23 protein-coding genes are annotated in these 23,533 nt (G+C 66.3%); 7 read left to right on the top strand and 16 right to left on the bottom strand.

Annotated features, from left to right (window positions below):
* The first annotated feature begins 8 nt into the window (after positions 1 to 8).
* Both ACPXCG_RS12885 and ACPXCG_RS12880 read left to right on the top strand, forming a co-directional pair.
* The gene (locus tag ACPXCG_RS12885; RefSeq protein WP_425792818.1) at positions 9 to 452 is read left to right on the top strand and encodes a TetR/AcrR family transcriptional regulator C-terminal domain-containing protein; all 444 of its coding nucleotides are present in this window, start codon (positions 9 to 11) and stop codon (positions 450 to 452) included.
* A gap of 145 nt (positions 453 to 597) precedes the next feature.
* Positions 598 to 1,383 (top strand): enoyl-CoA hydratase/isomerase family protein, encoded by a 786-nt coding sequence (locus ACPXCG_RS12880; RefSeq protein ID WP_425792361.1) that lies wholly within the window; start codon positions 598 to 600, stop codon positions 1,381 to 1,383.
* Between the two features lie 27 nt (positions 1,384 to 1,410).
* Here ACPXCG_RS12880 and ACPXCG_RS12875 read toward each other — a convergent pair whose 3' ends face one another.
* A complete protein-coding gene (locus tag ACPXCG_RS12875) occupies positions 1,411 to 2,205 on the bottom strand; it encodes an MBL fold metallo-hydrolase (RefSeq protein WP_425792360.1) in 795 nt (264 codons plus the stop codon).
* Between the two features lie 34 nt (positions 2,206 to 2,239).
* Here ACPXCG_RS12875 and ACPXCG_RS12870 point away from each other — a divergent pair, with 34 nt between their 5' ends.
* Both ACPXCG_RS12870 and ACPXCG_RS12865 read left to right on the top strand, forming a co-directional pair.
* On the top strand, positions 2,240 to 4,243 hold the full coding sequence (locus ACPXCG_RS12870; protein WP_425792359.1) for an alkaline phosphatase family protein: 2,004 nt from the start codon (positions 2,240 to 2,242) through the stop codon (positions 4,241 to 4,243).
* Positions 4,244 to 4,252: 9 nt separating this feature from the next.
* Complete coding sequence (locus ACPXCG_RS12865) at positions 4,253 to 4,915, top strand: O-methyltransferase (protein WP_425792358.1); 663 nt, start codon at positions 4,253 to 4,255, stop codon at positions 4,913 to 4,915.
* A gap of 34 nt (positions 4,916 to 4,949) precedes the next feature.
* Here the strand turns inward: ACPXCG_RS12865 and ACPXCG_RS12860 are convergent, their stop codons facing one another.
* Genes ACPXCG_RS12860 through ACPXCG_RS12850 form a run of 3 tightly spaced genes read right to left on the bottom strand, consistent with a single transcriptional unit; the run spans position 4,950 to position 6,767 of the window.
* Positions 4,950 to 5,348 carry a nuclear transport factor 2 family protein gene (locus tag ACPXCG_RS12860; RefSeq protein ID WP_425792357.1) on the bottom strand — a complete coding sequence of 133 codons (399 nt, stop codon included), beginning with the start codon at positions 5,346 to 5,348 and terminating at the stop codon, positions 4,950 to 4,952.
* 55 nt (positions 5,349 to 5,403) lie between these two features.
* Positions 5,404 to 6,264, bottom strand: coding sequence for an SDR family oxidoreductase (locus tag ACPXCG_RS12855; RefSeq protein WP_425792356.1), 861 nt, complete (start codon positions 6,262 to 6,264; stop codon positions 5,404 to 5,406).
* Between the two features lie 14 nt (positions 6,265 to 6,278).
* Positions 6,279 to 6,767 carry a MarR family winged helix-turn-helix transcriptional regulator gene (locus ACPXCG_RS12850; RefSeq protein WP_425792355.1) on the bottom strand — a complete coding sequence of 163 codons (489 nt, stop codon included), beginning with the start codon at positions 6,765 to 6,767 and terminating at the stop codon, positions 6,279 to 6,281.
* 98 nt (positions 6,768 to 6,865) lie between these two features.
* Here ACPXCG_RS12850 and ACPXCG_RS12845 point away from each other — a divergent pair, with 98 nt between their 5' ends.
* Positions 6,866 to 8,356, top strand: coding sequence for an MFS transporter (locus tag ACPXCG_RS12845; RefSeq protein WP_425792354.1), 1,491 nt, complete (start codon positions 6,866 to 6,868; stop codon positions 8,354 to 8,356).
* Between the two features lie 11 nt (positions 8,357 to 8,367).
* Here ACPXCG_RS12845 and ACPXCG_RS12840 read toward each other — a convergent pair whose 3' ends face one another.
* Both ACPXCG_RS12840 and thpD read right to left on the bottom strand, forming a co-directional pair.
* A complete protein-coding gene (locus ACPXCG_RS12840) occupies positions 8,368 to 8,826 on the bottom strand; it encodes a MarR family winged helix-turn-helix transcriptional regulator (RefSeq protein WP_425792353.1) in 459 nt (152 codons plus the stop codon).
* 113 nt (positions 8,827 to 8,939) lie between these two features.
* Positions 8,940 to 9,827, bottom strand: coding sequence for an ectoine hydroxylase (gene thpD, locus ACPXCG_RS12835; RefSeq protein ID WP_425792352.1), 888 nt, complete (start codon positions 9,825 to 9,827; stop codon positions 8,940 to 8,942).
* 170 nt (positions 9,828 to 9,997) lie between these two features.
* Here thpD and ACPXCG_RS12830 point away from each other — a divergent pair, with 170 nt between their 5' ends.
* On the top strand, positions 9,998 to 10,633 hold the full coding sequence (locus tag ACPXCG_RS12830) for a DUF1345 domain-containing protein (protein WP_425792351.1): 636 nt from the start codon (positions 9,998 to 10,000) through the stop codon (positions 10,631 to 10,633).
* Positions 10,634 to 10,712: 79 nt separating this feature from the next.
* On the opposite strand, the gene ACPXCG_RS12825 is transcribed toward ACPXCG_RS12830, so the two are convergent.
* From ACPXCG_RS12825 to ACPXCG_RS12780, 10 genes are all read right to left on the bottom strand, one after another.
* A complete protein-coding gene (locus ACPXCG_RS12825) occupies positions 10,713 to 11,714 on the bottom strand; it encodes a glycine betaine ABC transporter substrate-binding protein (RefSeq protein ID WP_425792350.1) in 1,002 nt (333 codons plus the stop codon).
* A gap of 88 nt (positions 11,715 to 11,802) precedes the next feature.
* Positions 11,803 to 12,663 carry an ABC transporter permease gene (locus ACPXCG_RS12820; protein ID WP_425792349.1) on the bottom strand — a complete coding sequence of 287 codons (861 nt, stop codon included), beginning with the start codon at positions 12,661 to 12,663 and terminating at the stop codon, positions 11,803 to 11,805.
* The gene (locus tag ACPXCG_RS12815; RefSeq protein WP_425792348.1) at positions 12,660 to 13,973 is read right to left on the bottom strand and encodes a quaternary amine ABC transporter ATP-binding protein; all 1,314 of its coding nucleotides are present in this window, start codon (positions 13,971 to 13,973) and stop codon (positions 12,660 to 12,662) included. The genes ACPXCG_RS12820 and ACPXCG_RS12815 overlap by 4 nt, the downstream gene beginning before the upstream one ends.
* A gap of 265 nt (positions 13,974 to 14,238) precedes the next feature.
* On the bottom strand, positions 14,239 to 15,468 hold the full coding sequence (locus tag ACPXCG_RS12810) for a glycosyltransferase (protein WP_425792347.1): 1,230 nt from the start codon (positions 15,466 to 15,468) through the stop codon (positions 14,239 to 14,241).
* Entirely contained in the window at positions 15,465 to 16,817 is a 1,353-nt protein-coding gene (locus ACPXCG_RS12805; protein ID WP_425792346.1) for a hydroxysqualene dehydroxylase, read from the bottom strand. Before ACPXCG_RS12805 ends, ACPXCG_RS12810 begins: the two co-directional genes overlap by 4 nt.
* Positions 16,818 to 17,078: 261 nt before the next feature.
* Complete coding sequence (msrA, locus tag ACPXCG_RS12800; RefSeq protein WP_425792345.1) at positions 17,079 to 17,627, bottom strand: peptide-methionine (S)-S-oxide reductase MsrA; 549 nt, start codon at positions 17,625 to 17,627, stop codon at positions 17,079 to 17,081.
* A complete protein-coding gene (gene msrB, locus ACPXCG_RS12795) occupies positions 17,624 to 18,103 on the bottom strand; it encodes a peptide-methionine (R)-S-oxide reductase MsrB (protein ID WP_425792344.1) in 480 nt (159 codons plus the stop codon). The genes msrA and msrB overlap by 4 nt, the downstream gene beginning before the upstream one ends.
* 239 nt (positions 18,104 to 18,342) lie before the next feature.
* A complete protein-coding gene (locus ACPXCG_RS12790; protein ID WP_425792343.1) occupies positions 18,343 to 20,721 on the bottom strand; it encodes a PEP/pyruvate-binding domain-containing protein in 2,379 nt (792 codons plus the stop codon).
* A 5-nt stretch (positions 20,722 to 20,726) separates the two neighbouring features.
* Positions 20,727 to 21,704, bottom strand: coding sequence for a TIGR03617 family F420-dependent LLM class oxidoreductase (locus ACPXCG_RS12785; protein ID WP_425792342.1), 978 nt, complete (start codon positions 21,702 to 21,704; stop codon positions 20,727 to 20,729).
* Positions 21,705 to 21,715: 11 nt separating this feature from the next.
* Complete coding sequence (locus tag ACPXCG_RS12780; protein ID WP_425792341.1) at positions 21,716 to 22,831, bottom strand: hypothetical protein; 1,116 nt, start codon at positions 22,829 to 22,831, stop codon at positions 21,716 to 21,718.
* Between the two features lie 51 nt (positions 22,832 to 22,882).
* On the opposite strand from ACPXCG_RS12780, the gene ACPXCG_RS12775 reads away from it, so the two are divergent.
* A complete protein-coding gene (locus ACPXCG_RS12775) occupies positions 22,883 to 23,473 on the top strand; it encodes a TetR-like C-terminal domain-containing protein (RefSeq protein WP_425792340.1) in 591 nt (196 codons plus the stop codon).
* Positions 23,474 to 23,533: the final 60 nt, after the last annotated feature.

The following is a 23,533-nucleotide window of genomic DNA, read 5'->3' as shown; positions in this document are numbered from 1 at the left end:
TACAACCGATTACCGTAAGGTATACGGTAATCGGCGCGGCGCAAGGCAATTGGCGGAGTTCCCTGTCTGACTACGTTCACACGGTGCGCAGCGACCTTCTCGCCAACCGAGTCTTCGCCGACCTGCTGGTGATCAGGGCCCATCCGATCTCTCGACCCTCGAAGCTCGAAGCACAACACATCGAATGCGCATTGGCGCGACTCGCAGCCGCACAACTGCCTCCCGACGATGCCTGCCGAGTTCTCTCGGCTCTGCGGTTTCACCTCCTTGGTTCCGTCGCGGTGGCTCGTCTTCAGGACAGTCCCAACCTTGCACAAACGGCCATCGAGACGCGCGGACACGCTGAGCACGTCCGGCAGGATCGCAGTTTCGAATTCAGCTTGCAGAGCATTCTCGACCACGCGTCACACCTGATCGATCGGGCATCCAGCCCAGCTGACAGCGTCCGGTGACTGATGACCCGCCACGTTACGATTCAACGGTGACATTGCACCTGATCCTGAACACCTCCGCCTTCACACGATCTCGGCGGCCCGGAGGGTACAAATCCCCTCGTCGGATTTCCCGCACGGTCGTTTCCACCACGAAAGCCGGCCGATGAATCTGCTCGTCGAGACCCACAATCGGGTACGCACACTGACATTCAACCGCCCCGACGCCCTCAATGCGTTCGATGAGGCGCTCTACGATGCCACCGCACAGGCACTCATCGACGCCGCCGACGATCCCGAGGTCGCCGTCGTTCTCCTGACCGGCACCGGCCGGGCCTTCACCGCCGGAACGGATCTGAAGGAGATGGCGCAACGCGTCGGCGATCCCGACTTCGTGCCGGGGCGATACGGATTCCCTGGTCTGATCGACGCGCTGGTCGCGTTTCCCAAACCCCTGATCTGCGCGGTCAACGGACTCGGCCTCGGGCTGGGTACCACCATCCTCGGCTTCGCCGATCTCGCCTTCGTGTCGACCGCCGCGCGGTTCAAGTGCCCGTTCACCAGCCTCGGGGTCGCACCCGAGGCGGCGTCCTCCTACCTGCTGCCCCGTCTGCTCGGTCGGCAAGATGCAGCCTGGGTGCTGATGTCCTCGGAGTGGATCTCGGCCGAGCAGGCCGTGGACATCGGCTTGGCGTGGCGCCTCTGCGCGCCGGAGAAGCTTCTCGACGTCGCGACTGCACACGCCGAACAACTTGCGCAGCAGCCGATCTCCAGTCTGATCGCGGTGAAGCGAACGATGACCGAACCCATCCGGGATCAGATCGATGCGGCCCGTGACCGCGAGAACGCGGCCTTCGCCGAGTTGATGGGCGGCCCGGCGAACACCGAGGCGCTCACCGCCTTCGCCGAAGGCCGCTCCCCCGATTTCACCACGTTGCCCGCCGGAACCTGACGCGCGGAGGGCGACCGGCAGGGCGGATCAGTCGTCGCCGATGACGATCCGATCGCCGGGCGCCAGTTCGGTTGCCGCGACACCGTGTTCGACGGCCTCGCGGACGAATTCGGCTCCCGGATCATGGAACAGCCCGGGTCGCATCTGGTCGAGGCCGATCGGCCACAGGGTTCCGTAGTGGATCGGTACCGCTCGTCGTGCACCGATCATCTCGGCGGCGGTCACCGCGCGAACCGGATTCAGGTGCCCGGCCCCCAGAGTCGGACCCCACCCGCCGACCGGGAGCAGTGCCAGATCGGGCTCGCGCACCCAGTCCCCGAGGTCGGCGTAGAGGTCGGTGTCCCCGGCGAAGTACGTTGTCGAGTCGCCGACGACGACATAGCCGAGCGCGGACGTCAGGTGCGGGCCGCGTCGCCAGCGGCGGCCGTCGTGTTCGGCGGGCACCACGCGGATGACGATGTCGCCCATCGGTACCTCGTCGCCCGCGTCGACCTCGATGAGCCGTGCCCCGAACTCCCGAAGCGACGGCAGCGCATCCGGGGCATGACGCGGAAGCACGATCGGGACGTCGCCGTCGAGCATGCGCAACGACGGTAGGTGCAGGTGATCGGCGTGGAGATGGGAGAGCGCCACCACGTCGGCGGCCGCCACCACGGCGTCGTCGGGGATCGGCCCGCGACGGCGTCGAAGGTGCGCCACCCGGGCCGTCAGGACCGGATCGGTCAGCACCGCCGTCCCACGATCAGAGATCAAGGTGGTCGCGTGCCCGAGCCATCGCATCCAGGACCGATGCCCGGCTCGGTCCTCCGGTGTGCCGTTCATCCCATTACGATCCCAAGGCAAGCGAAAGGACGCCATGCGCAGCACCGCACGAGCCATCGGCATCGCGATCGAGTTGATCGTGCTGTGGCTGACCTCCGCTCTGGCCATGCTGGTCCTCGACATGGCGTTCGGAGGCGTCACACTCGACTCGGTCACCGTGGACGGACACACCACCACCCTGCCGGCCGCACTCGTCCTCGCATTGGTGTTCGGTCTGCTCACCGCGATTCTCTGGCCGGTGATCGTCCGTGCGATGTCGTGGATCGGCCCGGTGGTGCTGTTCCTCCTCGTCTTCGTGGCGAACGGCCTGCTGCTGATGCTGTCGCTGGTGTTGGTTCCGGTGGCAACCGTCGACCGCACCTTCGACCTCTTCGTCATGGCCGCCCTGCTGTCGCTGTTCACATCGGTCGTCGGCGGCATCATCGCCTCACGATCGGATACGTCCTATCGGCTGATGCAGGTCCGTCGGCAGCGATTCCGGCGACGCCACACGTCCGGGTCGTCGGAGGTGCCGGGACTGCTGTGCCTGCAGATCGACGGCCTCGGACACGAGGTCTTGCGACGTGCGATCGCCGACGGCGTGACCCCGACCATCGCGAAACTGGTTCGGGAGTCCCATCGGCTGGTGCCCTGGCACACCGATTGGAGCAGCCAGACCGGGGCGTCCCAGCTCGGCATCCTGCACGGATCGAATCACAACGTGCCTGCGTTCCGGTGGTTCGACAAGGCGTCCGGGACGATCTCGGTGTTCAGCAATCCCCGGGACAACGAGCAACGTGAGTTCGAACGCGCGGATCTGCCGGGTCTGCTCGCGGTCGATGGCGCCAGTCGCGGCAACCTGTTCACCGGTGGTGCCGACGACAACGTCCTCGTGGTCAGCCGTATGCGCGGTGCGCGGCTCGGCGGCGGGGCCGGCTACTCGTCCTATTTCGTCGACCCGTCGAGCGCCCTGCGCACCGTCGTCCGGATGATCGCCGAGATCCAGCGTGAGCTCCGGCAGTCGTTGCACCAGCGCCGTCGCGACATCCGGCCGCGGGTGCCACGAGGTGGCGTGTATCCGTTCGTCCGCGCCTTCACCACAGTCGTTGCCACCGATGTCACCGTGGCGACGGTGGTCCGCGACCTCATCGACGGCCGCGGCATCATCTACGCGGATCTGATCGGCTACGACGAGGTGTCCCACCACTCCGGCATCTCGCGGCCGGAAACCCTTGCGGTGCTGACCAAGATCGACGAGACGGTGCGCCTGCTGTCTGCCGTGGTCGAGCAGGCCGACCGCGATTACCACGTGGTGCTCCTCTCCGACCACGGCCAGAGCCAGGGCGCCACATTCGCCGACCGATACGGGGAGAGCCTGCCCCAACTGGTACACCGCCTGTGCGGAGATCCTGCGCACCCGCAGACCGACGACGACTCCCACCGGACCTATGCCGAGGGCCAGCTCTACGCAACCGCGAGCCTCCGCCCGTCGAACCTGCCGGAGGAACCGGCCGTCACCACCGACGCCCCGGTGGTGCTCGGTTCCGGAAACCTCGGACTGATCAGCTTTCCGGCCATCCCGGGTCGTGCCGACACCGCGTCGATCGAGGCCGTGTATCCGGGTCTCGTCGATGCCCTACGCCACCATCCCGGTATCGGCTTCCTGCTGATCTCCCGGCCCGGGAGCGGGTCGGTGGTGCTCGGCGACGGCGGGACCGTCGATCTCGCGACCGGCGCGGTGACCGGCACCGACCCGCTACGTGGTTTCGGCCCGGACGCCCTCGAGAAGATCACGCGGACAGATGGTTTCGACAACGTCGCGGACATCATGGTCGGCGGCGCATACTGGCCCGAGACCGACGAGGTGGCGGCATTCGAAGAACAGGTCGGCTCACATGGCGGCATGGGCGGGCCGCAGAGCACACCGTTCCTGCTCTATCCGGTCGAATTGCCCGATCCCCCGAATCCGTTGCACGGAGCCGAAGCCCTGCACCGGGTGCTCGCCGGCTGGCGGGACAACACAGCAAACGCACAGCGAGCGGCCGGTTCGTTTCGTTAGCGTGGTGGCATGACGAACACCATGGACACCGACCCTGTCGCCGGCACGATCACCCGGTTGTACGAGCAGGCCACCGCCCAGTTCGCCGATCGACCACCACGCCGACCCGACGGTCCCCGCGGCGCGCCTGTCGGGACCGCTGCCGAACGCGCCGATGCCGCACAGGACTGGTACATGCCCGTGAGCCCGATGGCCGGCCGGCTCATGTACTCGCTGATCCGTGCGACCCGACCGGTCACCGTCGTCGAATTCGGGATGTCCTACGGCATCTCGACTCTTCACCTCGCGGCGGCGGTGCGGGACAACGGTGTCGGCCACGTCTACACCACCGAGCTGAACGCAAAGAAGATCGAGACCGCATCGGCGACCTTCGCCGACGTCGGACTCGACGACGTGATCACCGTGCTCGACGGTGACGCCCTCGAGACCCTCGCCACCGTGGAGGGCGAGATCGGTTTCGTGTTCATGGACGGATGGAAAGAGATCTACCTGCCCGTGCTGCAGCTACTCGAGCCCCGGTTACCCACCGGCGCACTGATCGTCGCCGACAACACCGAGAGCCCCGATACCGCCGACTACCTCGAGCGGGTCCGGCTACCCGAAAACGGCTACACGAGTGTCAATTTCCCCGGCAAGGGAAACGACACCATGGAGCTGTCGTGTCGAGTGTGAGGCCGGTCGGGTGTGAGGCCCGACCGGTGCGACATCATCTCTCGCCGGCCGCAGCCGAACTCGCGATCTGCTCGAAGCGAGCGCCCATCTCGCGGGCCAGCGCCTCGGCGGCCCGGAGCGGGCGCACCATCACCATGAAGTCGACGATCTTCCCGTCGTCGTCGAAGTGCAGGAAGTCGCAACCCGTGATGGCCAGGCCGTCGACCTTCGCCTCGAACACCAATGCGTGATCGACCGAGCCCGCGCCGCCGATCTCACGCACGTAATGGAAGTCCTCGAACACCTCGACGACCGCACGCAGGATCGCCGACGTGATGGCCTTGCCCTCGTAGGGCTTGAACGCGACGGGACTGCGGAACACCACGTCGTCGGCGAGCATCGCCTCCACAGCGTCCAGGTCGCGGGCGTCGATGGCCTCACGGAAACTCGGCATCTCGGATCCTCTCGATCGGGTCGGTCGCACCCGCAGATCGGGACGACGTGACAGCTTAGTACTGGGCCACCCGGCCCTCGCGTGGAGCCCGATACATCCTCCACAGGAAGCGTGGAACCGATCGCAACGGCAACGGCCGCGGCCAATCGCCCGGCCGGATGAGCGCATCGGTACCGCCGTCGACGACGATCACGCTCCCGACCAGGAAGTCCGCGGCCGGCGACAGCATCGTCATGACCCATTCGGCGATCTGCTCGGCCGTGCCGAACCGACGACTGGGCAGCGGAAACGCCCGCACCTGCGACCCGGTTCCGCTGTCGAGCTGAGACTGCAGCAGGGGGGTCATCACCGGGCCCGGCGCGATCACATTCAGACGGACACCCGCGCCTGCCCAGCCGTCGCTCACCGCTCGTGCCCGGCACCAGTGCGTCACCGCGATCTTCGACGCGGCGTACGCGACCGGGCCCGAGACACCTCTCCGGCGACGGATCTGCCGCACGGCCGCGTCGAGTTCTCCGCCGATCAGGCGACGGACAGCTCGTTTCGGCACCATCGGCGTCGTGGTGGTCGAGTTGGAGCCGAAGACCACGACCTTGGCGTCACCGGCTGCGGCGAACGCCGCCTCCCAGGAGTCGAGGAGTTCAGTGACGCCGAGAACGTTGACCTCGGCGATCATGCGCTCGCGGCCTGCGCCGGGACCGAGTCCCGCTGCCATGACCGCACCGTCGAGGCGCCCACCGGCCAGATCGCCGACCTCGGCGATCGCGGCTCGACGGCCATCCGAGGTCGACAGATCCGCGATCACCTCGACATCTCGCAGGTCGACCCCGATCACGCTGTTGCCCGCCGCACGCAGCCGCTCGGCGCAGGCCTTGCCGATGCCCGACGCAGCGCCGGTCACCACATACGTCCCCATTGACTCCCTCGCGGTCAGTGCGCGTGCTGGCGCGCGGCGTGCTGCTCATCCTGCCGAGCCGTGGTGCGTTCGTAGGCGTCGTTGAACGCCCGGAGCTCGTGCAGCAGGGTATCCGGTGAGCCCGGCGCGAGATCGGCGAAGACGCGGATCAGGCGGTCGGCCCGTCGCATCCCGTCGTGTTCGAACGCGTCGAGGCCGGCAGCAGTGGGCCGGATGAACCGGCTGATCTGCCCCTCGACCTCGAAGCGCTCGAGGTAACCGTGTTTGATCGCCGCGTTCACCTGCCGGTTGACCGTCGACTGTTCGAGATCGAGTTCCTCGCTGAGTTCCCGAAGGGTTCGCGGCCGGTCGTCGGAGAGCACCCACAGAATCGCGAAAGCCGATGCCTCGAGCTGGGTGCCCGGAACGACGTTGGTCTTGCGCCGACCCATCCGCAACAGCTCTTCGGCCAGGTCACGGTAGACGGGCGACGGCCAGAACGATGCGTCACCGGCACCTGACATGTCTCCAACCTTCCGTCCGATATATCGGACAATCTACGCATAATTTGGCGTATGCACCATACATATGTAGGCTACATATCCTACGAGGAGGATGCCACATGACCAGTACTCCCACCGGCGATTCGCCGGGTACGCACGTGGACCCCGAATTGACCGGCGACGACCGCTCGGCCGCCGCGATCGTCGTCGTGTCGATCCTCTGTTTCGGCGGTCTGGTCACCTCGCTGATGCAGACCTTGATCATCCCGATCCAGCCCGAGATACCGCGCCTGCTGAACACCTCGATCTCCAACGCGTCGTGGATCATCACCGCGACCCTGCTCGGTGCGGCAGTCGCCATGCCGATCGCGGGCCGTCTCGGCGACATACTCGGCAAGCAGCGGGTCCTGCTGGCGAGTGCCGCCCTGCTGGTGGTGGGATCTCTCGTCTGTGCCCTCAGTTCGTCGCTCATCCCGATGATCGTCGGACGCACCATCCAGGGACTGGCCATGGGATTCATCCCGCTCGGCATCAGCCTCATGCGCGAGGTGACCCCTCCACGCCTGACGTCGATGGCGGTTGCGGCGATGAGCGCCACAATGGGAGTCGGCGGCGCGATCGGCCTGCCGCTCTCGGCATGGGTCGCACAGCAATGGGACTGGCGTGCACTGTTCTGGGGTTCGGCCGCCCTCGCGGTGGTGGTCACCGTCCTGGTCGCGGTCGCCGTGCCACACGTCGACGACAGCAACGGCGGTCACTTCGACATCATCGGTGCCGTCGGACTCGCCCTCGGCCTGTCCGGTGTGTTGATCGCCGTCTCCAAGGGCAACGACTGGGGATGGAGTTCGGGTACCACCCTCGGCCTCATGTTCGGCGGTGTGGCGATCCTGCTGATCTGGGGCGTCTTCGAGGTCCGCCACACCGATCCCCTCGTGGACCTGCGCACCACCGCCCGACCCGCCGTGCTGTTCACCAACCTGGCCGGGATCGCGATCGGTTTCGGCATGATGGCCCAGGCCATCGTGATGCCACAGCTACTGGAGATGCCGTCGGCGGTCGGCGGCCTGGGACAGACGCTTCTCGCCGCCGGCCTCTGGATGGCTCCCGGTGGGTTGATGATGCTCATCTTCGCCCCGGTGTCGGGCACGTTGATCAACAAGATCGGCGCCAAGCCGACGATGGCCATCGGGGCCGGCGTGCTCGGTCTCGGCTACCTCGGCGCCTTCCTGCTGATGAACGCGCCATGGCAGCTCGCGCTGGCCTCGCTGATCTGTTCCGCCGGCGTGGGGATCGGTTATGCGGCCATGCCCACCCTGATCATGGGTTCGGTCCCGATGCACGAGGCCGGCGCGGCGGTCGGCCTCAACGGTTTGATGCGTTCGATCGGCACCACCACCGCGTCGGCGGTGATGGCCCTGGTCCTGACCAGTTCGACGATCACCTTCGGACCGGCCGAGGTGCCCAGCCATTCCGCGTTCCGGTGGTGCTTCCTGATCGGTGCGGTCGCCGCCTTCGTCGGGGTCGCCATCACCCTGCTGATCCCGATCGTCCGAAACAAGGTCGCCGGCGCGGACGCATCCGCCGACGCCGAGCCGGTGCCCGCCGGCTGAGCGGGCGAGTCTCAGGGCACGTCTTCGCCGGCCAGTTCCTCCAGACCCCGCAGGGCCGGCAGTGCCGCGGCGAGCGCCGAGCGTTGCTCGGTCGGCAGGCTCTCGATGTACTCGCCGATCCGATCGGTCACCTGCCGTCTGCGCTCCACGATGTAGTCCAGCCCCACCGCGGTGAGCTCGATGAGACTGGCACGGCCATCGGCCGGATCGTCGCGACGCGCGACGAGTCCCGACCTCTCCAGAGATGCGATCAACGAGGTCATCGACGGCTGCGTCACGCCCTGGGTGCCGGCGAGGCCGGTGATACGTTGCGGGCCGCGCTGGCGCAGGGCGGTCAACGTGGCTGCCGCGGTCATGCTCATGTCGCGGGGGCGCTGGCGCACGAAGTCGGCCATCAACGCATAGAGCGCATCGGCGGTGTCGTCGACGTTGCCGTTCGAACCGGCCGAGGATGCGAACGTGGCGGACATGTGACCCACTTTATTCGACCTGCAACGATGCTGCATAGGTTTCCTATATAGCGTCGCTAATGGTCGCCGAGGGGGGTTGCGGCAACAATCACCCCTCGGCGACAACGGTCAGATCACCTGTGCGCCAGATGGTCCGGTCGCGGTTGCGGCGCGCCGAACGGCTCCTGCAGAGCATTCGACTTCGCGTTGAAGACCACGAAGAGGTTGCTGCGCGGGTAGGGCGTGATGTTGCCCGACGACGCGTGCATGCAGTTGGAGTCGAAGTAGAGCGCCGAACCGGCGGGCCCGGTGATCGTGTCGATGCCGAAGTCGTCGGTCAGCTCGGTGACGTCGCCCTCCTCCGGCGTACCGAACGGTGGACGGTAGGACACCAGCGACTCCTCGTGGTAGCCGTCGGGCGTCTCGCCCACACAACTGACGAACCGCTTGTGCGATCCCGGCACGATCATCAGCGCACCGTTGTAGGAGTGGTTGGGCGTCAACGCAATCGACACGCTGAGCGCACGAGGGGCGGGCATCCCGTCCTCGGCATGCCACGTCTCGAAGTCGGAGTGCCAGTAGAACGGCCCACCCGCAAAGCCGGGCTTGAGATTCACCCGACTCTGATGGACGTACACGTCGTCGCCGAGGATTTGCCTTGCGACACCGACGATCTCGTCACGTGCACAGATCTCGGCGACCACATCGCTGAGCTGATGCACCGCGAACAGGGAGCGGACATCGCCGCTCGACGGCTCGCGGATCACCCGATCGTCCTCCCCGAGACGATCGGTGACCGCGCGCACATCGTCGAGACAGCGCCCGATGTCGTCATCACTGATCACCGAAGACGCGGTGTGGTAGCCCCGCTCGTCGTATCGACGGAGCTCCGGGCCCGACATCGGGCCCGGGGTTTTCATGCCGGCCCAGACCACCGGGTGTGGTCGAGGCTCGATCTGGCTGTGCTCCGACAGACGTGTGCGGTACACATCGACGGAGCGAGTTGCTGTTTGAGTTACCACGATCTACGTTGATCCTTTCCCTCAATTGGCATCTATGGCCGGATGTTGACTTGTCATACGCCCGCGAAATGGGCGCCCACCTGAGGCTTACTCGGATCAGACAGGCTAAGCAAACCCGCTGCGTATCGTGGCGCCACGATCACCGCCCGAGATGCGGGCAGACTGACGACATGCGATTCGTGCCTTCGACCGCCACACCTCGGATACTTCTCGCGCTCATCGCGGGCATCCTGTGCGGTGCCGCGGTCGGGTTGGTCGCGACCGATGCGGGGTCGGCGGTCCTCGTCGCCATCGCTGTCACCGGCGCGGTGTTCGTCGCGCTCGGATGGGCGGCGCTGTGGCCGATGGACGGGGAGCAGACCCGACAGCACGCCGGTCGCGAGGACTACCGGCCGGCGATCGACGAACTCATCGTCGTCGTCGCGACGTTGTCGGCACTCGGGGGAATCGTCGGCCTGTTGATCGAGGGCGGCTCCCACGCGGACTGGTTCCCGGCCACGGTCGCGCTGGCGGGGGTGTTCCTGTCGTGGGGAAGCCTGCACCTCATGTACGCGACGCGGTATGCGTTCCTCTACTACGCGGGCGAACCCGGTGGCATCGACTTCAATTCAGACGCACCTCCGCAGTTCCGCGACTTCTTCTATTTCAGCTACAACCTGGGCATGACGTACCAGGTGTCGGACACCGACGTCTCCGACTCCGGGATCCGGGCGGTCGCGCTCCGCCACTGCATGCTCTCGTACGTGTTCGGCGCCGTGATCCTCGCCACCACGATCAACCTCGTCGCCGGAATAGTCGTCACATGACTGCGCGGCACCGGCTTTCGGTCTCGAGGACCTCGGCCGGTGCCGCGCACGTCGTTGTCGAACTGTCGACTGGGAGCTGTTACTTGAGCGCCCCGGTCTGCAACTGATTCGCGAAGTCCGGGTGCGTGGTCAGCCACTCGTTCACCGCGGCATCAGGATTGTTGCCCTGGTACTTCTGCGTCATCAGATCCTCGAGATCGGAGAGTTCCTGATCGGGGACGATGAGGTTCTTGAACAGCTGGGCAGCCTTCGGATTGGACTCACCGAAGCCCTTGGTGGCGAAGTTCCAGATGCCTTCCTTGCCGCCCATCGCTCCCTTCGGATCGTCCAGGTCCCGGATGTCGAACGCCGAGTAGGCCCAGTGCGGCTTCCACAGCGTGACGGCGACATTGGTCTTCTCGGCCTCGGCCTTCTTGATCGACGCGAGCATCGCGGCGGTCGACGAGGTCGTGAAGGTCATGTTCTGCAGGCCATAGGCGGGGATCATGTCGTCCTTGACGACGCCGGTCTCACCGGCGCCGGGCTCGATCCCGACCAAGGTGTTGTTGTAGTCGCCACCCATCGACTTCAGATCTTCGATGGACTTCGCCGGTGACGAATTGTTCACCGCGATGGTCAGTTTCGCGTTGTCGTACCAGCAGCCGAGCGGCTCCATCTGGTCGCCGTACTGCTCGATGTAGGTCTTGTGGGTCGTCGGCAGCCACACGTCGGTGATGACGTCGACGTCGCCCTTGGTGGTCGCGGTGAAGGCTGCCGCGGCGTCGAGGGTCTTGACGTTGGCGGTGTAGCCGTTCTTCGCGAGGATGTTCTTCATCAGGTAGGCCGTCGCGGTCGACTCATCCCACCCGCTGAACGCACCGATGGTGATGTTCTTGTCGCCGCTACCCGCGGAAGCACTCGTGGCATCCGCGACGCCGTCGGTGAGCGAGCAGTTCGCGTATTTGCTCGCCGCACCCGATGCGCTGGCCTCGGTCCCGCCGCCGCCCGCCGAATCGGAGTTGGAGTTCGACGCACCGCACCCGCTGAGCGCCAACGCGCCGACCGTGATGGCCGCCGCGAAAATCCCTAGCTTTCTCTTCATCTCGTTCCTACCCTCTTTCACTCCTGCAATGGGTCGTGTGACCCACCGGACGTAACGTGTGGCCGGCGGCGCGGCCGGATCGATGCGACTAGGCGTTCGCCACCCGGCCACGACCCCCGATCGCCGAACTGATCCGGTCCATGTAGACGGCGATGATCACCACCGACAGACCGGCTTCGACTCCCAGCGCCAGGTTCAGGGTCTGGAGCGACTCGTTGACCTGCCCGCCCAGTCCGCCTGCACCCGCGAATCCGGCGATCACCACCATCGACAGTGCGAGCATGATGACCTGGTTGACGCCGGCCATGATCGTGGGCATCGCCAGCGGGATCTGGATCTGGCGCAGAATCCGCGCGGGACTCGAGCCGAATGCCTGACCCGCCTCGACCACTTCCGGATCCACTTGCCGGATCGCGAGTTCGGTGAGCCGGATGCCCGGCGGCATCGCGAAGATGATGGTCGCGACGACACCCGGAGTGGGGCCGATACCGAAGATGATGATCACCGGGACCAGGTAGACGAGACCCGGAAGGGTCTGCATCAGGTCGAGGATCGGCCGGACGACGGCCGAGACCGCCCGGTTGCGAGCCGCCAGAATCCCGATCGGGATCGCGACCACCAGCGCGATGATCACCGCCACGAGGACCAGCGCGATCGTGCTCATCGCATTCAGCCACTGGTCGAACGCGCGGATGAAGTAAAAGCCGATGACTGTGAAGACCGCCAGCGGCCACCCTTTTCGGAGACCACCGGCGAGCAGCGCGAGGGCGGCGAGAATCAGGATCATGACGTAGTAGGGCGGGCTGGACAGGACGTTGTACAACGCGTCGTAGAACCCGTCGATGACGGTCTTGATCGCGTCGAACAGCCAGGAGGCGTGTTCGGTGAACCAGTCGAAGGCGGACTCGACAGCGTCCCCGAGATGGATACGCGGATTCGCGAAACTCACGACGCATCACCGCCTTCGAGATCGTCGACCGATGGTTCGGCGACCTTCTCCCCGTCGGCACTGTCGGATGATGCTGGTGCGGTGTCCCTGGGCGCCATCGAGGCGAGCAGCCCGACCCGCGGGACGACGCCGCGCAGACGCCCGTCGTCATCGGTGACCACCAGCGGCACCGGCGACTCGCTCGACGGCGCAAACAATTCGGCCACCGGAGTCGACCCGTTGACGGAGACGAGTGCATCCTTTCGCAGCAAAGGTGTCAGTTCCTTCTGGTCGTTCTTCACCGCCGCGACCGCGTCGTCGTCGGTGACGTAACCGAGCAGTCGCCGGTCACGGTCGACGACGAGGACGCCCGAGGTCTGGTGCTGTCGCATCTCGTTGACGGCACCACGCGGTCCCGCGGACAACGTGATCACCGCAGTCGCGGGCTCCATGACCGAGCTCGCGGTCAGCACGCGAGATCGGTCGACCTCGGCGGTGAACTTCGCGACGTAGTCGTTGGCAGGGTCGGTCAAAATCTGTTCCGCAGTGCCGATCTGGACGATCCGTCCAGACCTCATGACGGCGATCCGGTCACCCACGTACATCGCCTCGTTGAGGTCGTGAGTGATGAAGATGATCGTCTTGCCGAGGCTGGACTGGAGTTCGATGAGCTGGTCCTGCATCTCACCGCGGATCAACGGATCGAGAGCGGAGAACGCCTCGTCCATCAGCAGGATGTCCGTCTCCGCTGCCAGCGCCCGCGCCAGACCGACACGCTGCTGCATGCCGCCCGACAGTTGCCCGGGCAGGCGATCACCCCAGCCCTCGAGGCCGACGACGCCCAACCAGTGATCGGCGCGTTCGAGCCGTTCGGCCTTGCCGATGCCCTGTTCCTTGAGCGCATATGCCGCGTTGTCCCGGACCGTGCGGTGCGGGAGAAGGGCGAAATGCTGGAAGACCATGGAGACGTGGTCACGACGGATGGCCCGCAGCGCTTTGTCGGAGACCTTGGTGATGTCGGTGTCGCCGATGTGGATGTTGCCCGCCGACGGCTTCCACAGCCCGTTGAGGGTCCGGATCAACGTCGATTTACCGGAACCGGACAGACCCATCACGACGAAGATCTCACCGGACGGCACCTCGAAACTGGCGTCGATGACCGCTGCGGTGCCCATGTCCTTCAGGTCGTCGGGGTCCGCACCGGCACGCAACCGCTTGACCACCTCGTTCTCACGTCGACCGAAAATCTTGTAGACGTGTTCTGCGCGTAGTGCGATGTCGTGGGTATGCGTGCCCGGCTGGGCCGCTTCGCTCAGGGATGGAGTCGCCAAACCCTCACCTTTCCGGGCCTGGCCGTGTCGCTCGTGGCCCGTTCGGAGCCAGCGCCGGCGATCACATTCCGGATCACGCCGGGGCGCATCCGTGGCCTTAATTTGTCGGTCGGTTCGTTTGTCACCTTAGTCAGGTCACTGTGAACGCACAGCATTTGCCTGGTGTTGACCGTGTCTTCGCCAGCGACGACCTCGTCGAAATCGGACAAAACGCCGGTCGCGCAGGTGGCCGACCAGGCACGCCTGCCGGATGCCGGATCAGCGATCAGCCCGCCGCAAGCAACACGTCGCAGGCCCGGGCAACCGCACGATCGGGCGGCGTCAGCCGGTCGGCCAGGTCCGCGGCCCGCTCGGCGACCCCGTCGTCGAGAAGCAGTGTGAGGTCACCGTCATCGAGCTTTCGCAGTCGCCGTCCGCCCCCTACCCCGAGCCGGCGGAGCGAGGCGGTCCACATCGGTTGATCGGCGCTCAGCCAACCCACCACCGCAGGGATGCCGGCACGTGCGACGGCCGCCGTGGTGCCCGCGCCACCGTGATGCACCGCGCCGCGACAGTGCGGCAGCAGCGCCTCGTGATCCACCGATCCGCTCACCCGCAGTACGGCGTCGCGCTCCGGAAGGTCATGTGACGTATGTGCGATGACCCGCAGCCCCATGGCGGTCAATGACTCGACGATCCCGTCGATGCGCTCGCGTTCGATCGGCATGCTGCCGAATCCGACGTAGACGGGTCGATCACCGGCATCGGCCCAGTCGACCGCCCGCGCCGTGACCGCGCCGGCGTCGCCGTTGTATGCCATGCGCGTCGGTTCGTCGGGCAGGAGTGCGCCGGTGAACGGCCTGGTGGGACCCCATTCGTCCGCGAGTCCCGGAAACATCAGCGCGTCATACGCCTGGATCTCGGAGCCACCTGCCTCGCGGAGCCGGCGCGGAAGCGGGCCCGTCGCGGTCGCGATGCCGAGACGACGGCGCAGGTCACGGTCGCGACCTCGCACCGTCCACCAGTTGACCTGGTCACCGATCGACCAGAACGCGCGGCGAGCCCACCGCGGCGTCGATCCGAGGATCTCGACCGACACATTCGCTCGGATCGGGCAATAGTGCAGCGGCACGAACGAGACCTGTGCGCTCTCGGCGACGGTTGCCGCGCGTTCCTGCGCGAGCAATCCGGTCACCAGAACGTCGGCGTCCCGGGCTAGTTCACCCATGACCTGTTCCGACGTCTCCGCACCGAACGACGAGATCTCAGCAAGCGCCTTGAGGCGCACCGAGGGGTTCTTGCTCTTCAGTCGCTCCTTGACGAGCGCACTCTGCAGGAGCTCCGAGTTGTCGGGACAGAGCACTCGGGTCGACAACCCTGTGCGGCTCACCGCCGGGGCGATGTCCTCGGGCGCCGCCACGGTCACGTCGTGACCCCGGTCGGCAAGGGCCTGCGCCACGGCAACACCCGGCTGGACGTCACCTCGACTGCCGTGCATGGCAAAGCCGAATCTCATCGATTCTCCGAACTCCCCTCCACGATCACCTCGACGGCACGCGCGGCGCTCTGGCACGCGCCTTCCATCGTGGTGGTCCAGTCGGTGCGCGTCCAGTCACCCGCCAGGGCCAGGCCTTTCACCGCTGTGCGCTGGTCGGGCCGGACGCCCGCGGTCCCCGGCCGTTGCGCGAAGGTGGATTTCGGCATCCGCACCACATGACTGTGGATCACTGTGGCCCCGACGGCATCCGGGTAGTACCTGCGCAGCATCCCCATCTGGATGTCGGTGATCTCCGTATTCGACTTCGCGGTCAGCTCGTAGGCCGCCGACACCGTCGTCGAATAGAGGTGATGCCGACACGGGTCGCGGTCGTGCATCCGCTGGCGATCCCACACCTGCTCGAGCACTCCCTCACCGCCATAAAGGATCTCGCCCCAGTCGGTCATCCCGATCGAGCGGTCGAGGTAGAGGTTGACGCTGACGATCGGGACCGGTGTCAGGTTCTCCACCGCGGCGTAGATCTGTTCGTGACCGGGTACCTGGTCGAGCAGCCCCTTGACGTTCCACACCGGCACGGCGCAGATGACCGCATCCGCGGGGATGTGCTCACCGTCGGCCAGGGTGACCCCCGTGACCGTGTCGTCGACCACGTCGACCGATGCGACGACCGCTCGGTGTCTCACCGCGACACCGGCGTCGGCGAAGACCTTCTCGGCGCCGTCGACGAACAAGGTGTCGAGATCGACCGTCGGGTAGCCGATCGAGATCGGCGTCCGGCTCTCGCGTGCCCGCCGGATACCGGTCACCAGCAGATCGGCCGGCACCTTGGCCGACGAGATGTCGGGCTTGTCACCGGTCAGTCCGATCACGATCCCGTCCCACAACGCGTCTCGCGCCGACTGCGGCATCCCGATCCGGCGGAACCACTCGTCGGCGGTGATGTCGTCGAGCCAAGGCGGCTGCCGCAATGCCTGCCTGATCAGCGTGGCCTGGGCGCGTGCCGTCCGCCATCGGTCCAGGCCGGTGACGCCGGGCAGATCGCCGATCGCGGCGCGCAGGCCCGCGACGCCACCGAACGCGGAGCGGCGGGTGGCGCCACCGGGCATGCGGACGGTCATGTGACCGGGAAAGGCCACATGCTCTCGTGTCCCGACGCTGTCGAGATATCGCATGAGGTGCTGGTAGCCGCTCGCGAACACGTGCTGCCCGTTGTCGGGAACGTCGTCGACCGCCGCCACCGGCATCGCGATCGTGCGCCCACCGAGCGATCCGCGTCGTTCCAGGAGCGTGACGCGGTGGCCTGCTTCCGCGAGCCACGCCGCCGACGCCAGCCCGGCCAGTCCCCCACCCACCACCACGCAGTGCATGCGGCCAGCGTAGCGGTCAGCGCTGACCGGTGCGCTTCGCGAACCACCCGGGAATAGAAGTCCCCGGCACCCGGTTGAACAGCGCGACGGTCTCGGGATCTCTGCCCCGGGCCCCACCCCTTTTCGCCGCTTCGAGCGGCCGTTTGCCGAGAGGCGCATTGTCCGGGACCGTCGACCAACTGCGAAGAGCCGCCACCCGTGATCCGGGTGGCGGCTCTTCGTGTCTTTACCGCAGTGTCATCGGGTCATCGGGTCATCGGGTCATCGGGACCCGGCGTCCTCCCGCTTGGGTAGTACCCAACCAGCCCTCGGGAAATGGCAGGTGTACCCGGTCGGATAACGGAGCAGGTAGTCCTGATGCTCCGGCTCGGCCTCCCAGAACGGCGCTTGCGGCTCGATGGTCGTCACGGCCTTCCCGGGCCACAGACCCGACGCGTCGACGTCGGCGATCGTGTCCCGCGCCACCTGCTCCTGCTCCGGGCTCAGCGGGAAGATCGCCGACCGATAGCTGGTACCGACATCGTTACCCTGACGATCCTTGGTGCTCGGATCGTGGATCTGGAAGAAGAACGCCAGAACGTCACGGTACGTCGTCTCCGACGGGTCGAACACGATCTCGACCGCCTCGGCATGCCCGGGATGGTTGCGGTAGGTGGCGTGATCGTTGCTCCCGCCGGTATAGCCGACGCGGGTGTCCAGCACGCCCGGCTGGCGGCGGATGAGATCTTCCATGCCCCAGAAGCAGCCGCCGGCGAGGACCGCCGTCTCGGTGCCGGGGCGACGCGTGATCTGTCCGGTGTCGTTGGTCATTCTGCGTTCTCCTCGGTGATTGTCGGGGTGGTGTTGTCGAACTCGCCGCGATACGCGCCGTAGCCCTGCGCCTCTAATTCGTCGGCCGGGACGAAACGCAGAGCTGCCGAGTTCATGCAGAACCGCTGCCCGCCGGCATCGCGCGGCCCGTCGTCGAAGACGTGGCCCAGGTGGCTGTCGGCACCTGCCGAACGAACCTCGGTCCGTCGCATCCACAGCTTCCGATCCGACGTGGTGGTCACCGCATCGGACTCGATCGGCTTGGTGAAACTCGGCCAACCTGTTCCGCTGTCGTATTTGTCGGTCGACGAGAACAGCGGTTGTCCGGAGACGACATCCACGTAGATGCCCGGCTCATGGTTGTCCCAGTACTCGTTGCGGAATGCCGGCTCGGTGCCGTCCTGTTGGGTGACGCGGTACTGCGCGTCGGTGAGGGCGCTCACGGTCTCGGTCGTCTTGCGGTATTCGTTGGTCACGTTTCCTCCTGTCGGCGCCGCTGGCTGCGGCGACACCCCTTCCAACAACGGGGTCGTCCGATTTGGTCCCGACCTTTCGTGATGCTCGCAAGCTCGACGCAGTCGGCCGCTACCGCATCGAGGGGTTCAACGAAGGCCGGTTCACCGTCGCGGCCTACCCCGTTGCTCGCGCTCACCGATTTCGTTCCCGCTCATCCTGCCGGGTGAGCGGGAACGAAATGCGTGAGCGCGAGCCGGTTCTACTCAGGCTGAGCGAGCCGACTGACGAGACCCCGATCCCCGTCCACTCGCACCCGGTCACCGGTCTCGAGCACCTGGGTGGCCACCAGAGTGTTGACGACGCAGGGCAAACCGTACTCGCGGGCCACCACGGCACCATGTGACACCGAACTGCCGATATCGGTGACGAGCGCGGCGATCACGGTGAAGTACGGGGTCCACCCGACGTCGGTGACCGGTGCGACCAGAATCTCGCCGCGCCGCAGTTCACGCGCATCGACAATCGACTTCGCGACGCGCACCACTCCCTCCACCGTTCCCCGGCCGGCGGGGCGACCGACTATCTGGTCGCCGGTATCGCCTCGCTGCGGCGGGGTGACGAGCGGGGACGGCCGCCCCACCGAGACATCGTCGAACTCGAGGGAGTCCTGGAATGCCAGCGCTTCTCGACGTTTCGCGGCGCTTTGCACGAGTCCGGCGACGTCGTCGGTACCTACGACGCGGTGCAATTCCGCGCGGTCGAAGAAGAAGACCAGGTCGGCGTCGGGCAGCCGTCCCGACCCGGCCAGCACCTCACCCAGGTGGCGGTAACCCAGTTTGAGGCGATGCGCCATCAGCGCCATCTTCGATTTCGTCTGCTCACGCCCGCGAGCGCCACTCTGCGCCCACCGGGCGAGAAGTCGGACAGTCGATGACCGGGGGGCCACTGCCTCGGCAGCGGTCGGCCCGTTGTGGACCGGATCGAGGGCTGAACGCAGCATGACCTGCATCATCGCGCCCAGACCGCCCGGGTCCTCGGCCCAGGAGGGGTCACGCATGCACAGCTCGCGGTAGCCGCGATGTCCATGCCGACCCAAGAACTGCTGCAACGCACTACCGCCCGTGCCACCGTCGGCCCGCAACCCGGTGACCGCATCCTCGGGTGCGGCCGACAGGAACTTCTCGGTGGCCGCATCATCGGCCGCGACGGTGTGCACCACCGCGTCGAGTTCGGAGAGCATGAGCGCGCTCTCGACGTCGGTGGCGCCGGCCATCAGCCGACTCGCCTCGGCCCGGCCGTCGTCCTCACCACGTCCGTCCTTGATCGCCTGCTTCATCAGCACGCTTTCGAGAACATTGGCCGCGACCGCTGCGCGCGACGACGACCGAACGTGCGTCAGGGTGATATCGCAGTACAGATCGACGCCGGATTCCATCTGCCGCACGACAACTCGTGGGTCGTCGCTGGTCGGTATGCGGAAAGTGGCGATCTGCTCGTCCAGCCGGCGGATCGCCGGGCCGGCAGACAATGCGTGCGTGCTGAGCCGGATCGTGTTTCCCAGTTTCCGGATGAACGGTTGCGGCGGCTTGGGTTTCAGCTCGTCGATGACCCGGCCGCAGATCGAGGTGGAGAACTGCTCCAGGGAGTTGCCCAGGATGCCCGAACTCAGCGCCGTACCCTCGGTCAGGTTGAGGAACATGTGTCCGTAGAAGTAACCGACCTGAAGCCACGGTGTTTCGTAGCTCTCCTGTGCTCGCGCCACCACTTGGATGGTCTGCATCGCGTAGTCGATGGCGTAGCCGGATACCGACGCGGTCAGCGGGCAGAAGGCCCCCGGCATCATCTCGCCGATGTTGCAGCGCGTGTACACGTGGTCGGCGCCCGCAAGCGGCGAGTCCATCTCGTTGAGATCGGCGGGCAGAGTGGTGATCGGCCGCGCCTGCAGCCACCACAGCTTCCCGGACCGGTCGATCGCCCATTCGAGATCCATAGGCCTGCCCCAATGCTGAGCAGCGCGTAGGGAATCGGAGCGGATCTCCGCGATCTCGTCCGCCGACAAGACCGGCAATGCACCCGTCTCGCTGATGACCGGTGTGCCGCCTGCGTCCAGGACGATGTGGTCGGGTGAGGCCGTACCGTCGACGAGCGCTTCGCCGAGGCCTGCGACGGCGTCGATCACCATGAGGTCGCGCCGGCCGGTCGTCGGATCCGCGGTGAACACCACGCCCGCACTGCGTGCGTCGACCATCTGTTGGACCACCAGATGCATGGTGGCGCCGGGTTGTCCGCGGTAGGACGAGGCCCGTCGAGAATGCACGGAGGCAGCGCACTTGCGCACGGCCGCGGCAAAGTCGTCGACGGACTCGACGCCGAGCACGGTGTCGTATTGCCCCGCGAAGGACTGGTCCTCACCGTCTTCTCCGACTGCCGAGGACCGGACGGCGACGGCCGTACCGGCTGCGGCCATCTGGGAAAACCGTTCCGTCACCCTGTCGAGGGATCCCTGCGCGGAAGCATCGGCGATGACGAAACCGCCGGGCACCGAGAGCCCGATGCGTCGCAGTTCCGCGAGTCCGGCTGCCTTGCCGCCGAAGCGGTCGTCGGTGATGTCGTCGAGTTCGATCGTTGTCGGCGCCATGTCGATCACCGCAACGCGTCCACGATCTCGGCGAGCGCGTCGACGGCGATCGGGCCCGGTTGATACAGACAGATTCGGTCGGACACACCGTCGACACGATCCCGGATGTGCGCAGCCACCTCTGCCGGGGTGCCGCATGCGGCGATGGTGTGCAGAATCTCGTCGTCGATCAGCGTGGCCATCTCCTGCCAGCGGCCCTGCTTGGACATCGCATTGAGCTCCGGCTGCAGATCGCCCCAGCCGTGCGCGTCGAGGACCGGCCGGTATGCGGGCGTGGACCCGTAGAACGCCAACAGCATTCGGGTCGAGGCGTGGTCGTCGCCGACCGACACGATGATCTCGGGCACCACCTCGAAGTCGTCCTCGCTCCGTCCGGCGGCCGCCAGCCCTGCACGAACGCCCGGCATCGTCGCCTCGTGCAGGAATCGTTTCGTCCCGAACGGCATCACCAGCAGGCCGTCGGCCACCTCCGCGGTGGCCCTGGTCATCCGCGGGCCCAGCGCGCCGAGATAGATCGGTGGCGGACCGTAGGGATTGGGCCCGGGCACAAAGGTCGGCGTCATCAAGGTGTGCCGGTAGTACTCACCACGGAAGTCCAGACGTTCACCGTCGTTCCACGTCGCGAAGATCGCACGCAGCGCCCCCACCATTTCCTTCATCCTGGCAACCGGGTGGTCGAACTCGGCGCCGTAGCGCTTCTCGATCTGTGCGCGCACTTGTGTGCCCAACCCCAGGATGAAGCGCCCCTCGGACAGCAGTTGCAGGTCATTGGCCTGGTGTGCGAGTTGGATGGGGTTGCGGGGTAACGCGATCGCGACGTTGGTCATCACGTCGAGACCCTTGACCGCCGATGCGGACACCAGCGGTGTGAAGACGTCGTGCGGGCCTTCGAACGTGAACACACCGGAGGCCCCGGCTTCTTTGAGCGCCGTGGCGCGTTCGACCGCACCGGCGGGATTGAACAGCGCTGTCGTGATCTTCATGTCGTCGACCCCTACTTCGCCACGTCGGTCCAGTCGGAGAATCCCGACGGATGATGCGGACCGATGACGCCGTGCTCGAACAACCCGGCACCCTCGCAGGTCCGTCCGTCGGCCTCGGTACACACAGCTGTGGCGACGTGGTCGATGAGGCTGAACGGCGCTCTGGCCATCACTTCCGGATCCGTCAGGTCGAAGCTGACACGCTCAGCGAACGGCCCCTCCTTCCAGGTGCCGTGTGCCCACGACGAGTCACCACCGTAGCCAGACCCGAATGCGATGGGCGCGAACAGCTTCGACTCGACGTCGAGGTGGATCTGGTCCCCCGCCCGGTTCATGAAGTCGACATGGACACCGTGCGGAATCCTGGTTCCGGGGGTGTAGTGGATGGTGACGCGCACTCCGTCGAGTTGTTCGATGCGGCCGTCGCGCCAGCGGCGTGTGCAGTCGTAGAGGCTGCGGTGCCCATCGGGGTCCTCTTGCAGGATCATGAACAGCTGGTAGTCGTCGAAGGCCAGCGGCAGATAGAGCCACCACATGCCACGGAACGCCGCGTCGGGTCGGCCCGACGGTTCTGCCTCACCGACCGGTCGGATACCCCAGGACCGATCGCGACTCGCCACGCTGGAGTCATGATCGACCGCCAACCGCTCGCCGTCGACGTCGATCCAGCCCTCCCACGTGCCGACCTGGGCAAAGCGGCACGCCTGCAACGTCACCCGTCGCTCGGTCAGCATCTCGTGCGGGCGCTCCAGAGCGGCGGGGAACAGACCTCGCCACGTCAGATCCGCCGAGATGCCTTCGGTATCGGCCAGGGTCAGGTGCATCTCCTGCAACGGCTCGACAACGTCGAGACGGTAGCCGTTGACGCTCTGGTGGAGACGATCGTCATCGATGGCGTCGCTGAGGTGCACCGCGGTCTGGGTGTCGCCACGACGGACGACGAAGTAGGCGTCCTTGACACCCAGGCGCGGGTAGTACCCGATTCCCGTCAGCGCCATGAAGCGACCTTCGCGGTCGAGGACGTTGAAGTACGACCGATCGTAGAAATTCCGATCGGAGGTGGCCGGCCACGAGATCGGCGCCGGCGTCTGATGGATCGGGTACTCGTCGAGTGGGCTCAGTTGCACTGATTCTCCCTATAAATACGATGCATCTTGTATTGGAACTATGCTGTGGTCATGACAGCAGAAAGAACCGGCGAAGGCAAGAGGTCCACACCGCCGCCGGGCCGCCCGCGCGACGGCCGGATCGATGCCGCGATCATCAGGGCCACCCGGGAGCTGATCCGCGAAACCGGATACTCCGCGCTGTCGTTATCGGCGATCGCCGCGCGCGCCGGAACCACCACGGCCGCCATCTACCGGCGATGGGCCGGCAAGGCACAACTCGTGCACGAGGCGGTGTTGTCCGCCGAAGAGATCCCCACGTCGGATGGTTCCGGCGATGTCCGCACCGACATCCGGGCGCTGGTCGAGACAGTCCGCGAGATGTTCGACAACCCGGAAGTTCGAATGGCGCTGCCCGGCCTGATCGCCGACACCGTCGCCGACCCGCAGGTGCACAGCATGATGATCGAACGGCTCGCCGGCAATCTCGCCTCGTTCGAATCCCGCTTCGGCCAGGAACGCCGGGACGACGACCAGTTGCCGATGCTCGCCGAGGTGGTGGCCGGCACCGCGATCTTCCGCATCCTCATCCGCCGGGACGCCGCCCTCGACGACGCCTGGGTGGACGAGATGACCGAGCTGATCACGGAACGATGGCCCTGAGGGCGGGTGTTCGACCCCTGGGTCCAACCGACCCCCGGTCAGCGTCAGAAAAGCTGGTCG

This window comes from Gordonia sp. DT218 (genome assembly GCF_049847105.1).
Classification (GTDB): domain Bacteria; phylum Actinomycetota; class Actinomycetes; order Mycobacteriales; family Mycobacteriaceae; genus Gordonia.
This window is presented reverse-complemented; position numbering and strand designations above follow the sequence as displayed.